The sequence below is a fragment of the Streptomyces sp. NPDC028305 genome (assembly GCF_055569495.1).
The window spans coordinates 701,297-717,768 of sequence record NZ_JBVHTN010000005.1 but is presented as its reverse complement, the minus strand read 5'-3'; the positions used below and the strand labels follow the sequence as shown (position 1 = coordinate 717,768).

Below are 16,472 nucleotides of genomic sequence, written 5' to 3'. Positions count from 1 at the left end.
ACCGCGCACCTCCGCGAAAGAGGGAGCACAGACTCATGGCACGTACGTCCTCGCTCGTCGCCGCCTTCGTCGCGGGTGTCGTGGTGGCGGCGACCACCACCGCGATCGCCGTCACCGGCACGAACACCGATACCGACCTCGATTCCAAGGCCACCACCACCTGGCTCACCGTCAAGGTCGCCGACGCCATGGGCACCAAGAACACCGTCACCTGGGTGCCCACGGGATCCTTCGCCAGCTCCGCGGAGGAGCGGGTCCCGCGCTATCCGATGACAGCCATCCAGGGCAAGGACACCAAGGAGCTGGCCCTCTCCGCCGTGCGCAACGAGCAGATCTCGGCGCAGCTGGCGATCGCGTCCGGCCAGGATCTCGACAACGTCAAGGCCGTGGTCGGTGATCTCAGCGGGCCCGGCGGGGCGAAGCTGTCCGGGGACGACACCCAGATCCGGTTCGTGAAGTACGTCCCCGTGCAGCGCTCCAAGAGCGAGATCGACTGGTCCGCCACCATCGACCAGGTCAGCTCCGGCAAGGAGGTCTCCGGCGACCGCAACCCCGATGTGGTCGGCGACCCTCTCGAAGAGCGGTCCTCCGTGGACGTGCCCGCGTACGCGGCGCAGCCGGTGTGGTTCACCTTCCACATCCCCGAGAAGGCCACGCCCGGCACCTACCGGGGCACGGTGAAGGTCGACGCCGACGGCCGCACCCAGGCCCGTTACCCGCTGACCATCGAGGTCGCGGACGCGAGCGCGCCCGACCCCGATGACTACGGCTTCTTCCTCGATGTTTGGGCCCAGCCGGAGACCATCGCCCAGGCACACGGCGTGCAGCTCTGGTCCGACAAGCACTGGAAGCTGATCGGGGCCTACAGCCGCGACCTGGCTTCCCGCGGTCAGAAGGTCATCAACACCACCATCGTCGACAACCCCTGGCACCATCAGTGGTCGCTGGGCACCCGGGAGTCGCAGACGGCCACGCCGTACTCCAGCATGGTCGGCTGGACCTGGGACGGGAAAGCGTTCTCGTTCGACTTCGCCCGCTGGGACAAGTACGTCCGGACCGCCAGACGCGCCGGGCTCGGGCCCGACATCGGCGCCTTCTCCATGCTGGCGTTCCAGGACAGGGAGCACCTCACCTACACCGACACCCGTACCGGCAGGACCGTCTACGAGAACGTCGATCTGGGCGGGGACCGCTGGCGGGAGGCGTGGGGGGCGTTCCTGCCCGCGTTCGAGAAGCATCTGAAGGCGAAGGGCTGGCTGGAGGACACCTGGCTGTCCTTCGACGAGCGCCCGATCAGCACCATGACGGTCGTCAAGGACTTCGTCCACGAGGTCGCACCGGCCTTCGACGACCGTATCTCCGTCGCCGGGTCGATCAGCACGGAGGGCGTCGCGTCGAACCTGTCCGTCGACTGGGGCGGTATCGACGCGATGACGAAGGAGAAGGTGGCGGAGCGGCGCGCGGCCGGAAAGATCACCACCTTCTATGTGTACGGCTCACCGGCTCATCCGAACACCCTGTCGTACTCTCCCGCCGTCGAGGCACGCATGCTGCCGTGGATCTCCGCCCAGCGGAATCTCGATGGGTTTCTGCGCTGGTCGTACAACAGCTGGACCCGTGACCCCTTCGATCAGCCGGTGCACATCTTCACCCAGGGCGACGAATACCTGGTCTACCCCGGCAAGGACGGGCCGATGTCCAGCATCCGCTGGGAGCAGTTGAAGGAGGGCATCGAGGACTACGAGCTCATCGCCGAGCTGAGGAAGAAGGAGGCCGGCGCCGCCGACAGCGACGCCCTGTCCGAGGCCCTCGCCACGGCGACCCGGAACCTCGACGGCCGTACGAAGGACGTCACCGACATCGAGACCGCGCGGGCGGCCGTGGTGAAGGGGCTGACGTCATGAGAGGGCGATGGCGCTCCCTGTTGCTCGCCGCGCTTCTGTCCGTCATTCCCCTGACCGGTCCGGGCGCTGCGACACCGGCCCAGGCGGAGCCTCGGGCGCAGGAGCACACGGTCACCTACGACCAGTACTCCGTGAAGGTCGACGGCGAGCCCCTGTACATCTGGGGCGCCGAGTTCCACTACTTCCGGCTGCCCAGCCCCGACGCGTGGCGTGACGTACTCCAGAAGATCAAGGCGGGCGGATTCAACGCGGTCTCGCTGTACTTCGACTGGGGTTACCACTCGGCCAAGCCGGGCTCATACGACTTCACCGGCATCCGTGATGTGGAACGGCTGCTGGACGAGGCCGAGCGCGCGGGTCTGTATGTGATCGCCCGCCCCGGCCCGTACATCAACGCCGAGGTCTCCGGCGGCGGCTTCCCGGCCTGGCGGAAGACCAGAAAAGGCGTCAACCGCACCTCCGAGACCGGCTATCTCGACGACGCGCGCGAGTGGATGAGCCGGATCAACCGGATCATCGCCCGCCACCAGCTCACCCGCGGCACCGGCACGGTGATCCTCTACCAGGTCGAGAACGAGTACCAGGGCGGCCGCCACGACGCCGACTACATGCAGACGCTCATCGACTGGGCGAAGGACGACGGCGTCGACGTGCCCACCTTCGTCAACGACGGCGGCGCCAACAAGAACTGGGTGAGCGGCAAGGGCGCCCCCGACATCTACGGCTTCGACGCCTACCCGCAGGGCTTCGACTGCTCGAACCCCGACGCCTGGAAGAACCTGCCCGACTACTCCTATGTGAACGACTGGAAACCCGAGTCCCCGCTGATCATCCCGGAGGCACAGGGCGGCGCCTTCGACCCCTGGGGCGGCACCGGATACAAGGACTGCGCGCGGCTCACCGGCACCGACTTCACTCGGGTCTTCAGCAAGATGAACATCGCCGCCGGGGTGACTGGCCAGTCCTTCTACATGACGTACGGAGGCACCAACTGGGGCTGGCTCGCCGACCCCAACGCGGTGTACACGTCGTACGACTACGGCGCTCCGATCAACGAGTCCCGTCAGCTGACCGACAAGTACCAGGAGTTCAAGCGCCTCGGGTACTTCGTCAACTCGGTCCGCTCGCTGGCGCGGACCGACAAGGCAGAGGCGCCCACTCCTTCCGATGAGGCACTGCGCGTCGACCGGCGGGTCAACCCCGACGACGGCACTCAGTTCTTCACCGTCCGGCACGCCGACACCCGGGTGAAGGACAAGGATGCGACCACTCTGTCCCTGTCCGGCGCGGACGGCGACTATCCGCGCGTGCCGCAGCAGGGCACGATCACGGTCGATGGCCGGGACGCCAAACTCCTCGTCGCGGGCTACGACCTGGGCGATCAGCGGCTCGTCTACTCCACCTCGGAGATCATGACGCACGCCCGCGTCGGCGACCATGACGTGGCGCTGCTGTACGGACGCGAGGGCGAGGCCGGTGAGACCGTCCTGCGGTACGCGAAGCGGCCGAAGGTCACCGTGCTCGACGGCGATGTCACCACCGCCTGGGATGCCGAACGTGGCGATCTGCGGCTGGACTACACCCACGACGGGCTGGCCCGAGTACTGGTGAACGGCCTGGAACTGCTGATCGCCGACACCGCGGAGACCGCCCACTGGTGGCGGCAGGACACCGCCGCGGGCCCGGTCCTCGTGCGTGGCCCGTCCCTCGTCCGCACGGCCGAACTGGACGACGGCACGCTGAAGCTGACCGGTGACTCCACCGACGCCTCGAAGATCGAGGTCATCGCCGACGCCACCAAGGTGACGTGGAACGGCCGCGCGGCGGCCGTCACCCAGGCTCCTCGCCCCATCGAGCTGCCCGAGCTGACGACGTGGAAGTACAAGGAGGAAGCGCCGGAGTCCGCCCCGGGCTTCGACGACTCCACCTGGACCGCCGCCGCCAGGCTCAGCGCCAACAACGCCGAACTGGACGGATCGCTGCCCGTCCTCGCGATGGACGAGTACGGCTACCACCACGGCGACGTCTGGTACCGCGGCCGGTTCACGACCACGGGGAAGGCGACCGCGATCGCGCTGAACGCCAACACCGGGCCGACCGGCCAGTACGCGGTGTGGCTCAACGGCAGCTATCTCGGCAGCTCCGGCGACGGCGCGCACACCTTCGACATCCCGGCGGGGACGCTCGAGGCGGAAGGCGACAACGTCCTCTCCGTGCTCGTCGAGAACGCGGGCCACAACGAGGAATGGGGCCACGACTACTCCAAGGAACCGCGCGGTCTGCTCGGCGCCGAGGTGATCGGCGGGGCCACCACCCTCACCTGGAAGATCCAGGGCGGCCGGGGCGGCGAGAACCCGGTCGACACCGCACGGGGCCCGTACAACAACGGCGGGCTGTACGGAGAGCGGGCCGGCTGGTCGCTGCCGGGTTACCCCGGCAACGGCTGGAGCCGCACCACCCTGTCCGGGCAGACCGGGAAGACCGGGCCCGGTGTGCGGTGGTACCGCACCACCGCCGGGCTCGACCTGCCTCGGGGCCAGGACAACGCGATCGCGTTGGATCTCGCCGAACCCAAGGGTGGAAGTACCGACTACCGCGCCCAGATCTTCGTCAACGGCTGGCTGATCGGCCGCTACCTGGCCGACACCGGGCCCCAGACGCGCTTCGTCATCCCCAAGGGCATCCTGCGCGAGCAGGGCGGCAACACCATCGCCCTGGCCGTCTGGTCCACCGACAAGGCTTCGGGCCCCGGCTCCGTGACCCTCGTCGACCTCGGCGCGTCGGCGGGCGGGATCAAGGTCCGTACGGTGGACGCGCCCTCGTACGACGCCAGGACCTACGCCATGCCGGCGTCGGGCGCCCGGGTCACCGTCGGCGCCGAGCCGTTCCTTAAGCCCGGCACGGCCACCGAGGTCCCCGTCACGCTCACCGTGCCGAAGGGCGCGCCGACCGCCCGGAACGTCAAGCTGGCGCTGACCGTGCCGGACGGCTGGACCGCGACCACCGACGACACCACCCGCTTCGACCGGGTCCGGCCCGGCGACACGGTGACCGCGGCCTATACCGTCACCCCGCCCGGCGACCCGGTTCACTACGCCGTCCTGTCCGCGACCGCGGAGCTGACGCAGACCGGCCATCCAGGCACCGTCACCGGCCGGCGGGCGGTGCAGGTGCCGCCGCCGGGACTGTCCGCCGACGCCTACGTGAGCGACCTGACCCTGGTCAAGGCGGTCAACGGCTGGGGCCCGGTCGAGAAGGACGCCTCCAACGGCGAGTCAGCGGCGGGCGACGGGCGGCCGATCGCGATCGGCGGCACCACGTACGCCAAGGGCCTCGGCGTGCACGCGAACAGCCAGATCCGGGTCTACCTCGGCGGCGGCTGTACCCGGTTCACCGCCACCGCCGGGGTGGACGACGAGGTCGGCGACAACGGCAGCGTCTCCTTCCAGGTGATCGCCGACGGCCGCTCCCTCTTCACCGGTCCGGTGCTGTACGGCTCCGGCGGCGGCGCCGCGATCGACGTGGACGTGACCGGTGCCCGCTGGCTGGACCTGCTGGTCGACGGCGACGGCGACGTCTCCACCGACCACGCCGACTGGGCCGACGCCCAACTGACCTGCGGCGGCGGTGCCTGATGCCCGGCGTGAGACGGACCCTCCGCTGCTGCTCGGCGGCGCTGACCCTGGCCGCCCCGCTGCTCGGCGCGGCCCCGGCAGCCGCCGCGACCGGGCCGATCACCCTCGCGACGCCGGGCTACGAACTGCGCGTGGCGACGGACCGGCTGACCCTCACCACGGTACGGGCGGGCCGGACCGTCCTGGCCACGGCGGCGGGGGCGTTCCGGTTCCGGATCGGCGCTGACTGGTACCTCGTCCGGGAGGTCACCGGCAGCGCCCGCGACGGCGACACCCTGCGCGTCACCGCCGCCACCGATCTGCCGGGCGTCACCGTCGACCTGAGGATCACCCTGCGGTCCGACCGGTACGACGTGACGTGGTCGCTGTCCGGGGCGACCGCGGACGCGCTCAGCACGGCGTACGACTTGAAGAGCGCCGGGCACTGGTACGGGCACGGCGAGAACAGCGACCAGACGGTCCAGCCGTGGCCGCTGGACTCCGGGCAACTGGTGGACACCGGGTTCAGCCCGGCGTCGTACCAGGTGGTGACCCCCTTCTGGTACACCGCGAGCGCCACCGGGCTGCGGGTGGACACCGGTGAGCCGATGGACGTGCGCATCAACTCCGGCGGCAACGGGCTCGGGGAGTTCACCGTGACCGGAGAGCGGCCCGCCGCCTCCACCGTGTTCGTCGAGGACACCCCGGCCGAGGTGTATCGCGACCACATCGAGCTGGTCGGCAAACCCGAGCGCTCCGACACTCCCTACGAGCAGTACGCGACCCCGCTGTGGAACTCCTGGGCCCAGCTCTACACGGAGCAGACCCAGGACAACGTCATCGACTGGGCCCGTTCGCTGGCCGACGCGGGGCTCGACGGGCACGCGGTACAGGTCGAGGAGAGCGTGATCGCGGCCGACTTCGGTGAACGCTTCCCCGATCTGCCCGCCCTGTCCAAGGAACTCGGCCGCCTCGGATTCGACCTTGGCATGTGGACCGGCCTGTACATGCCCGAGACCGCCGCCGACTTCTCCTACGCCGTCGACCACGGATATCTGCTGAAGGACCCGTCCGACCCGTCCGAGCCATGCCTGTTCACCTGGTGGAACGGCCGCCGGACCGGGCTGATCGACCTGGCGAATCCGGCCGCGCGGCAGTGGTACACCGAGGATCTCAAGGCGCAGACACGCGAATCCGGAGTGGCAGGATTCAAGTTCGACACCGCCTTCTTCGACGACCGATGCGCGCCCTACCCGGGAGCGACCCGTGCCGACTATGTGACGTACGGCACCGAACTGGCCGACGAGTTCGACCAGCAGGGGGCGGGGCTACGGGTCGCGTGGAACGCCGCGCAAGCCAAGGGCTTCGCCACCCGCACGGCCGACAAGCCGACCACCTTCGGGGGGCTGCGCGCCTCCGTCTCGGCCAACCTGGCCGTATCCACGGTCGGTTACCCGTTCGTCGAGACCGACATGATCGGCGGCTCGCTCCAGTACCCGCCGCCCACCAAGGCGGTCCTGGTCCGCTGGGCGCAGGCTGCCTCCCTGATGCCGCTGATGTACGCCTCGACCTCGCCCACCGGCGTACGGGACGCGACGACCGGCGAGTGGGTCGGCTATGACCGGGAGACGGTCCAGCTCTACCGCGCGGCCATCGCCACGCATGAGCGGCTGGCCCCGTACATCTGGGACCAGGTGCGGAACACCGTCAGGACCGGCGATCCGATCATGCGGCCGCTGTTCTTCGACTTCCCGGAGGACGGGCGGTCCTACACGGTCTCCGACGAGTGGATGCTCGGTCCGGCCGTGCTGGCCGCGCCCAAGCTCGACGAGGGCGCTGCCCGGGACGTCTTCCTGCCGTCAGGAGTGTGGCGCGATGTCAACCGCGGCACGGTCGTCCACGGCCCCGTGACGCTCAAGGACTACGCGGCGCCCCTCGGGATCACCCCGGCGTTCGTGAACCTCAAGGCCAACGGCGCCGCCAAGGCGCTCAAGGCACTCCACCATGCTTCCTGAGGAGGACCCGTGCTTGGCGTGCCTGGCGTGTTCAGAGGGCTCGGACACCGCGGATTCGCCGCCTTCGCCGCGGGCTTGGCGGCCACCCTGGCGGCGCTGCTGGTGGCGGCGCCGGCCGAGGCCGGGCAGCCGGCCTGGACGGGTACGTGGGCCACCGCGCAGCACGCCTCGTACGACCCCGGCACCTCGGAGGTGACGGTGCGCATACCGGTGCGCGTGAGCGCAGGCGGGTCGAGCGTGCGGATCCGGCTGACCAACGGGTTCACCGACCAGCCGGTGACGATCGGTCATGCCACCGTGGGGCTGCGCGGCAGCGGTTCCGCCGTGGCGCACCCGTACGAGTTGCGCTTCGGTGGGAAGCGGGAGGTGACGATCGCGGCGGGCGGGGACGCGGCCAGTGACCCGGTCCGGCTCGCCGTGCCCGCCCGTAGCGACCTGGTGGTCAGCCTGTACTTCCCGGGCCGGCTCACCCACATCAGCCAGCACTGGATGGGGCTGCAGACCGTCTACTGGACGCCCGACGGCGGTGGCGACCACGCCTCGGACGCCGACGGGGACGCCTTCACCCGGACCGACTCCGCCTTCCCGTTCCTGACCGGCGTCGATGTGCGGGGCGGTGACACGGCGGGCGCCGTCGTGGCGCTCGGCGACTCCATCACCGACGGGGCGTCGTCCACGGCGGACGCCAACCGGCGCTGGCCCGACTACCTGGCGGCCCGGCTTTCGGCCTGCTCGTCCACCGCCGGGGTGCTCAACGAGGGCATCAGCGGCAACCGGATCACCGCCGGGACCGACGGCAACCCGTCTGCGCTGGACCGGCTGGAGCGCGACGTGCTGTCCCAGCCGAACGCTCGGACGGTGGTCCTGTTCGAGGGCGTGAACGACCTCAGCTGGGGTGGCGCCACCGGCGACCAAGTGATCGATGGCATGAAGGAGATCGCGCGGCGGGCGCATGCCCGCGGGCTACGGGTGATCGGCGCGACCGTGGTCCCGTACCGGGGCTGGGGCGACTATTGGACGGAGGCCAAGGAGGCCGACCGACAGAAGGTCAACACGTTCGTACGCTCCGGCGGCGTCTTCGACGACTACGCCGACTTCGACAAGGCGGTCCGGGATCCGGCCGACCCCACCCGCTACGCCGCCGCGTTCGACTCCGGTGACCATCTGCACCCCAACGACACCGGGATGAAGGCGTTCGCCGACGCCGTCGACCTGGCCGCCCTCGGCGTGGCCCGCGACTGCCCCTCGGCCCGCGTCCGGCTGACCCCTTACCAGCCGAGCCTGCGGGCCGGTCAGGCCACGCCGATGACGACGACCGTCACCAACACCGGCCCCACGGCCGTCACCCGTGTCAGCACCCGCCTAAAGCTGCCGCACGGCTGGTCCGCCGAACCGGCCGACAGCGCACGGATCCACACCCTCGCCCCGGGCGAGCGCGCCGCCGTCACCTGGACCGTCACCCCCGCGGCCGACGCCGCATGGGGCACCCACCCGATCAAAGTGGACGCCTCCTGGAGCCAGGGCGGCCGGCCACGGCACGACTCCGACGGCGTGGACGCCACCGTCGTGCCTGTCCCGTCCGGGGTGCGGGCGCCGTACCTGACGACCGCCACCGCCGAGGACGCCCAGTACGCCCAGAACAGCGGTCGAAGCGGCGACCAGTTCGCCATCTGGGCGGGCGGCCGGGACCTGTCCGGTGGGATGGACGAGAAGGCGGCCGTCTACCTGCCCGGCGCCGCGCCGCGCTCGGGCAGCGTCACCGCCCGGGTGGTCGGCCAGACGGGCGGCGGGCCGTCCGCCAAGGCCGGGATCGCCGTCGCGGGCGACCTGACCGCGCCGGAGAAGGGCGGCTACGCCGTGCTGACCATGTCGGCCCAGTACGGCGTGGAGTTCATGACCGACAGCGACGGCGACGGCCGCCTGGACACCTGGGCCGGCGGCGGCAGCTCCTACCACCCCGCCTGGCTGCGGCTGGTGCGCGACGGCACGACGTACACCGCGTACGCCAGTGCCGACGGCACCGCCTGGCAGCGGGTCGGCACCGAGACCGTGCCCTCGGCGAGCGGCAGCGGCGACGCCGGCCTGGTCGCCAGTGCCGTCAACCTCAACTATCCCGGCCAGACCACCACAGCTGTCTTCGACTCCTTCTCCGTCACCGAGTGAGAGGCACCTTCATGGCAGTCAGCCGCAGAGACCTCCTGACCACCGCGACCGCCCTCGGCGGGGCCGTGCTGCTCGGCCCACCGGGGATCGCTCACGCCCTCAGCGGCAGGGCGCGCCCCGACTATGAGCCCACCAAGGCATCGCTGGACACCCACCCGGTGCCGCGCTGGTACAAGGACGCCAAGTTCGGCATCTTCATCCACTGGGGCGTCTACTCGGTGCCCGGCGGCACCGGACGGCACAACGCCGCCGAGTGGTACCTGTGGTACCAGAGCTTCAAGGACACCGCCGAGTGGAAGTACCACCGGGACACCTACGGCCAGGACTTCGTCTACGACGACTTCATCCCGCGGTTCAAGGCCGAAAACTTCGACCCGGACTCCTGGGTGAAGCTCTTCGAGCAGGCGGGCGCCCAGTACTTCGCGCTGACCAGCAAGCACCACGACGGCTTCGCCCTCTTCCCCAGCGAGGTCACCGACCGGCACTCGGTGAAGTACGGCCCCAAGCGCGACCTGGTCGGCGAGCTGATGACCGCCGCCCGCAAGCGCGGCACCGTACGGCCGGGCCTCTACTACTCGCTCGGCGAGTTCTTCAACCCGGCCATCGGCCGGCCGATGAAGAACTTCTACACCGACGAGGAAATCCCGATGGTCGGCTACAAGCCGGTTGAGGACTACGTCGGCGACTACGAGCTGAAGCAGCTCTACGAGATCATCGACCGGTACGACCCGGAGCTGCTGTGGGCGGACGGCCAGTGGTTCCGGCCCACCGGGGAGCCGCCGTGGCGCAGCGAAGAGCCCATGGCCTACTACTACAACAAGGCCAAGAACCGGGCGCGGCCCAAGGGCGTCGTGATCAACGACCGGTTCGACACCCACTTCGACTTCGCCACCTACGAGCAGCGCACCAACCCCACCATGGACCCGCAGAAGTGGGAGTGCTGCATCACCATGGGCTACTCCTGGGGCTACAACAAGCACGAGCTGGACGAGGACTACAAGACCTCCGAGTTCCTGATCCGCCTGCTCGCCGACGTGGTCAGCAAGAACGGCAACTTGCTGCTCAACATCGGCCCCAAGCCCGACGGCACCATCCCCGCCATCATGCGGGAGCGGCTGCGCGACATCGGCGCCTGGCTGGACGTCAACGGCCCGGCGATCTACGGGTCGACGCCGTGGGTGCGGGCCGAGGAGGAGGGCAGCCCACTCGGCATCCGTTACACGGTCACCCCCGGCAAATTCAACATCATCGCGCTGGGCGCCCCCAGCGGAACCCTGTCCGTGCCCGCCGACATCCCGATCAGCGCCACCTCCAGGATCCGGCTGCTCGGCCACCAGGGCCCGCTGCGGTGGACCCGCAAGGACGGCAAGATCCACATCACGGTCCCCTCCGCTCTCCCCAGCGACATCGCGAACACCTTCACCGTCGACTGGGACCGGGGATGAGCGCGATGACCGGACGCGACGAAACCCGGTTCGACACCCTCGGACCCTCCCTCACGGTGACCACGGTGCCCGCGGACCCGGCCGGCGGCGACGCGGTGACGGCCACCGCGCACCTCACCAACGACTGTCCCTTCCCGCTCCGCGACGCCGTTCTCCACCTGATCGCCCCGGGCGCGACGACCGCCGCCAAAACCGTCCCCCTCGGCGACCTGCGGCGCGGCGTGAAAGTCACCCGCAGCTGGCAGTCCACGATGCCCGCCGACGTGGCGGGCGACGTGTCGTTCGCCGCGCACCTCGTCTTCGACGTCGACGGCAACAGCTCCGACTGCGCCCGCTCCGCCAAAACCGTCAGCATCCCCTACGAGCCCAACGGGGTACGCGAGCCGTACACCACCTTCGCCACCACCGACGACGCCAAGTTCGGCCAGTACGCCCCCGGCCAGTTGGTCATCTGGGCCGGCGGCCGGGACCTGTCCGGCGGCACCGACGAGAAGGGGGTCATCTACCTCCCCGGCGCCGCCGCCGAGTCCTGCGTGGTGCAGGTCAGGGCGGCCGACCTGACCGGCAGCGACAACCCCAGCGCCAAGTCGGGGATCGCGATCGCGGGCGACCTGACCGCACCCGGCAAGGGCGGCTACGCGGTGCTGACCATGTCCGCCCGGTACGGCCTCGAATTCATGACGGACAGCGACGGAGACGGACACCTGGACACCTGGGCCGGAGGTGGCGGCTCCTACCACCCCGCCTGGCTGCGCTTGGTGCGCTCGGGCACCACCTACACCGCCTACGCCACCGGCAACGGACTGGCGTGGGAGCAGGTCGGCACCGCCACCGTTCCGTCGGCGAGCGGCGCCGGGGACGCGGGAGTCGTCGCCAGCGCCGTCAATGCCAACTACCCGGGCACCACCGTCCGGGCGGTCTTCGATCACTTCTCGGTGGAGGCGCCATGAACGGCCACGCGTACCGGCCCGACGAGGACTTCCTCGCCCCGCCCATCTCACTGACCGTGTCGCCGACGAGTCCGGAGGCGGGCTCGGCGGTGACGCTGACCGCCACCATCACCAACACCGCCCCGATCGCGCTGCGTGACACGGTGCTCTACCTCGCCGTGGACGGCACCGGGCGGCCGTCCCCTCTGGGCAGCCTGGCGCCCGGTGCCACGGCCACCCGCAGCTGGCGGACCCGGCTCGCCGACGACGCCGAGGGCCTCGTGTCGTTCACCGCCCACGCGCTCTTCGACGTCGACCGCGACGGCTCCGACTGCGCCCGTGCCACCTCGTCGGTGCGGCTGCCGAACCTGTCGCTCGCCGGTGCCTTCGACAACGCGGGCATCGCCTCCGACGACGCCCTCACGGTCGCCGACATCGACGGGTCGCGGTCCAGCCTGTCCGCACAGGCGCTGGCCTCGGTCGGGCTGACGCCGGGGGCGGTGGTGACCTACGACGGGACGGCCTTCACCTGGCCGGACACCCGGCCGGGGAACAAGGACAACGTCGTCGCCTCCGGGCAGACCGTGCTGCTGTCCGGCTCGGGCTCCCGGCTGGCCTTCTTGGGCACCAGCACCTGGGGTGAGGGCAAGGGCGAGGGAGCCGTCCTCTACGCCGACGGCACGCGGCAGGCGTTCTCCGTCGCCGTCCCGGACTGGTACGGGGCAAGCGGCTCCGCCGCCGTGGTGGTGCCGTACCGCCACATCTCCACCGGCCGGGACGACACCCCGGTCAGCCTCTACGTGTTCGGCGTCGAGCTACAGGACAAGGAAGTGCGCGCCGTCGTGCTGCCGAAGGTCAGCGACGGCCTGCAGTCGGGCGTCCCCGCCCTGCACATCTTCGCGATGACGGTCGCCTGAAAGGACATTCATGAACAGCGACGAAGGCGTCAGCCGCAGACGAGTGCTGACCGGAGCGGCCGCTGTGAGCGGCGCGCTGCTGCTGGCGCAGCCGCAGGCCGCCCGGGCGGCCGCCGCGAACGGGAGCGCCCGGCCGTTCGACACGGCACCGGCCGCCGCCGCGCTGCGGCGGCTGGTGCCCGCCCACCACCAGCAGGTCACGCTGCGCGCGGTGGCGGCCGGCGACGGCGACCACTTCCGGGTCACCGGCCGGGCCGGGAGCATCACGGTGGAGGGCACCAGCCCCGCCGTACTGCTCACCGGGTTCAACCGGTACCTCGCCGAGGCCGCGAAGGCCGACATCTCCTGGAACGGCGAGCAGCTGAACCTCCCCCGGCTGCTGCCCGCGCCCGGCGCGGAGATCACGGGAGCGGCGAACGTCGCCCACCGGTTCGCGTACAACGACACCAACGAGGGCTACACCGGCGCCTACCGGGGCTGGAAGGCCTGGGAGCGCGAGATCGACGTGCTCGCGCTGCACGGCATCAACGAGGTGCTCGTGTACATCGGTGCCGACGCGGTCTACTACGACACCTTCCGGGACTTCGGCTACTCGGACGCCGAGCTGCGGGCCTGGATCCCCGCCCCGTCCCACCAGCCCTGGTGGCTGCTGCAGAACATGTCGGGGTTCGGCGGTCCGGTGTCCAAGCACCTCATCGACCAGCGGGCCGCCCTCGCCAAGAAGATCATCGCCCGAGTACGGGAACTCGGCATGACCCCCGTGCTGCCCGGCTACTACGGCACCGTGCCGGACGACTTCCTGGCCAAGAACCCCGGCGCGTCGCTGGTCTCCCAAGGCACCTGGGGCGCCTTCAAACGCCCCGACTGGCTCGATCCGCGCACGGACCTCTTCGCCCAGGTCGCCGCCGCCTTCTACCGGCACCAACGGGAACGCTACGGCGACAGCTCCATGTACAAGATGGACCTGCTGCACGAGGGCGGCAACGCCGGTGACGTGCCGGTCGGGGAGGCGGCCAAGGCCGTCGAGGCGGCTCTCCAGAAGGCGCATGCCGGGGCGGTCTGGGCGATCCTGGGCTGGCAGACCAATCCGAGCCGGGAGATCCTCGGCGCGGTCGACAAGAGCACGATGCTCGTTGTCGACGGCCTGTCCGACCGCTACACCACCGTCACCGACCGGGAGAGCGACTGGGACGGCACTCCGTACGCCTTCGGCTCCATATGGAACTTCGGCGGTCACACGCCGATCGGTGCCAACGCTCCCGACTGGGTGGACCAGTACCCGAAGTGGCGGGACAAGACGGACAGCGCGCTCGCCGGGATCGCGATGATGCCGGAGGGTTCCGACAACAACCCCGCCGCCATGGCCCTGTTCACCGATTTGGCCTGGACGCCCGGCGCCATCGGCCTCGACGACTGGTTCGCCTCGTACGCCGTGTCCCGGTACGGCGGCGAGGACCCGCACGCCGTCGCCGCGTGGAAGGCGATCCGTGCCACCGCGTACAGCATGACCCGCGCGGACGCGTGGAGCGAGGCGCCCGACGGGCTGTTCGGCGCCCGGCCGAGCCTGGGCGCCAACAAGGCCGCCGCGTGGGGCCCGGAGGCCGACCGCTACGACACCACCGCCTTCGACGCGGCACTCACCGAACTGCTCCAAGTCGCGCCGGGGCTGCGCGGCAGCTCGGCCTACACGTACGACCTGGCCGACGTGGCCCGTCAGGTGCTGTCCAACCGCAGCCGGGTGCTGCTGCCCCAGATCAAGGCGGCGTACGAGGCCGGGGACCGCGGCCGCTTCGACCGGCTCACCAAGACCTGGCTCAGCTGGATGAAGCTGATGGACAAGGTGCTGGCCACCAGCGGCCAGCACCTGCTCGGACGGTGGCTGGCCGACGCCCGTTCCTGGGGCGCGACCAGGGCGGAGAAGGACCAGCTGGAGTACGACGCGCGGTCGATCATCACCACCTGGGGCGGCCGGGCGAGCAGCGACGAGGGCCTGCACGACTACGCCAACCGGGAGTGGTCCGGACTGCTCGGCGGCCTCTACCACCTGCGCTGGAAGACGTACTTCGACGAGTTGTCCGCGGCGCTCGCGGCCGGCCGGCAGCCCGCCGAGATCGACTGGTTCGCGCTGGAGGACCACTGGGCGCACCAGCACGACAGCTACCCGGTGCGGACGTCGGGCGACATCCACAAGCTGGCCCGGAAGGTGCGGGACACCCTGACCGCGGATCCCCACCAGGTGGCGCTGACCGCGTCCGCCGACCGGGGAGCGGTGGCCGAAGGCCGCCCGGTCACGGTCACCGTGTCGTTCACCAACCGCAACGGATTCGGCCCCGCGACGGACGTGAGCCTGTCGGTCGACGCGCCGGAGGGGATGACCGCCGAGCCGGTCGGCGCGACCACCGCGGCGTCCGTCGCCCCGGGCGAGACATTCTCGGCGAGCTTCCGGGTCACCCTCACCGCGGCCGCCGGCGCGCTGGTCTCCCGGGTGCCGGTGGGCGCGTCCTACCGGACCGGCGGCTCGCGGGGCACGGCCTCGGCGGCGGTCCGCCTGATGACGGGCACCGGGGTACAAGCGCCTTACCGAACGGCTTCCTTCAACGACGCCGTCTTCGGCCAGTCCGGGGACGGGCTCGCCATCGAGGGCGGGGGCGCCGATCTGTGGGGTGGCACCAATGAGTTCGCCACGATCCACCGGGTCGCCGCCTTCGGTTCCGCCTCGGTCGCGACGGTCCAGGTCACCTTGCAGGACAACACCGGCGGCTGGGCCCGCGCCGGGTTGATGGTCCGTAACGACCTCTCCGCGAACGGCGACGGCTCGGCCGGGTACGTCAATCTGGCGGTGACGCCGTCCAACGGATGCGCGCTGTCCTGGGACGCCGACGGCAACGGAACATTCGACTCGATCGAACTGGCCGGGTCTTTCACCGCCCCGGTGCATCTGCGGCTGACGCGCTCTGGCAACGCCTATACCGGCGAGTGCAGCGGTGACGGCGTCTCATGGACCACGGTCGGCACGGCCACCCCGGGCGGCGTTGCCGACGCCCAGGACATCGGGGTGTTCATGACGGCTGCCAACGGCTGGACCGGCACCCGCGGGATCACCGGTTTCCAGGGCTTCTCCGTCACCTGAGCCAATTGAGACCTAGATGCACGACACAGAGCGCGGGCCGGAGGTGGCATTGGAGTGCGGAGTACACGACAACGGCGACGAAAGGAAGATTGAACGCACACAAAAGCCTGGTCAGCCACCGACCAGGCTTTTGGAGTGAGTGTCCGAGGGGGGACTTGAACCCCCACGCCCGATAAAGGGCACTAGCACCTCAAGCTAGCGCGTCTGCCATTCCGCCACCCGGACCAGGTGTGCTCCGCGGCTGCCCGCGGCGACAGGGACAACGATACCAAGGTTTTGGAGTGCCTTTCACCTGCGTAAGGACCCGGCCCCGGGCCGCGCCGACCTGCGGTGACGCGGCCCGGGGCCGGGTTGA

8 protein-coding genes and 1 tRNA gene are annotated in these 16,472 nt (G+C 70.4%); 8 read left to right on the top strand and 1 reads right to left on the bottom strand.

The features are described from left to right. The first annotated feature begins 35 nt into the window (after positions 1–35). The 8 genes from ACZ4WQ_RS24080 to ACZ4WQ_RS24045 are packed head-to-tail and all read left to right on the top strand — an operon-like array spanning position 36 to position 16,117. Positions 36–1,904 carry a DUF4091 domain-containing protein gene (locus ACZ4WQ_RS24080; protein WP_398373926.1) on the top strand — a complete coding sequence of 623 codons (1,869 nt, stop codon included), beginning with the start codon at positions 36–38 and terminating at the stop codon, positions 1,902–1,904. Then, positions 1,901–5,539: a beta-galactosidase gene (locus tag ACZ4WQ_RS24075; protein WP_398373925.1), complete on the top strand. Its 3,639-nt coding sequence runs from the start codon at positions 1,901–1,903 to the stop codon at positions 5,537–5,539. The genes ACZ4WQ_RS24080 and ACZ4WQ_RS24075 overlap by 4 nt, the downstream gene beginning before the upstream one ends. Next, complete coding sequence (locus ACZ4WQ_RS24070) at positions 5,539–7,533, top strand: glycoside hydrolase family 31 protein (RefSeq protein ID WP_398373924.1); 1,995 nt, start codon at positions 5,539–5,541, stop codon at positions 7,531–7,533. The genes ACZ4WQ_RS24075 and ACZ4WQ_RS24070 overlap by 1 nt, the downstream gene beginning before the upstream one ends. 9 nt (positions 7,534–7,542) lie before the next feature. Then, positions 7,543–9,696: a GDSL-type esterase/lipase family protein gene (locus tag ACZ4WQ_RS24065; protein WP_398373923.1), complete on the top strand. Its 2,154-nt coding sequence runs from the start codon at positions 7,543–7,545 to the stop codon at positions 9,694–9,696. An 11-nt stretch (positions 9,697–9,707) separates the two neighbouring features. Continuing rightward, entirely contained in the window at positions 9,708–11,141 is a 1,434-nt protein-coding gene (locus ACZ4WQ_RS24060) for an alpha-L-fucosidase (protein WP_398373922.1), read from the top strand. Positions 11,142–11,146: 5 nt separating this feature from the next. Continuing rightward, positions 11,147–12,091 (top strand): DUF1349 domain-containing protein, encoded by a 945-nt coding sequence (locus ACZ4WQ_RS24055; protein WP_385348135.1) that lies wholly within the window; start codon positions 11,147–11,149, stop codon positions 12,089–12,091. Continuing rightward, positions 12,088–12,987 carry a CARDB domain-containing protein gene (locus ACZ4WQ_RS24050; protein WP_398373921.1) on the top strand — a complete coding sequence of 300 codons (900 nt, stop codon included), beginning with the start codon at positions 12,088–12,090 and terminating at the stop codon, positions 12,985–12,987. Before ACZ4WQ_RS24055 ends, ACZ4WQ_RS24050 begins: the two co-directional genes overlap by 4 nt. Positions 12,988–12,997: 10 nt before the next feature. After that, positions 12,998–16,117 (top strand): alpha-N-acetylglucosaminidase TIM-barrel domain-containing protein, encoded by a 3,120-nt coding sequence (locus ACZ4WQ_RS24045; RefSeq protein WP_398373920.1) that lies wholly within the window; start codon positions 12,998–13,000, stop codon positions 16,115–16,117. A 140-nt stretch (positions 16,118–16,257) separates the two neighbouring features. Here ACZ4WQ_RS24045 and ACZ4WQ_RS24040 read toward each other — a convergent pair. After that, positions 16,258–16,342, bottom strand: a tRNA-Leu gene (locus ACZ4WQ_RS24040). Positions 16,343–16,472: the final 130 nt, after the last annotated feature.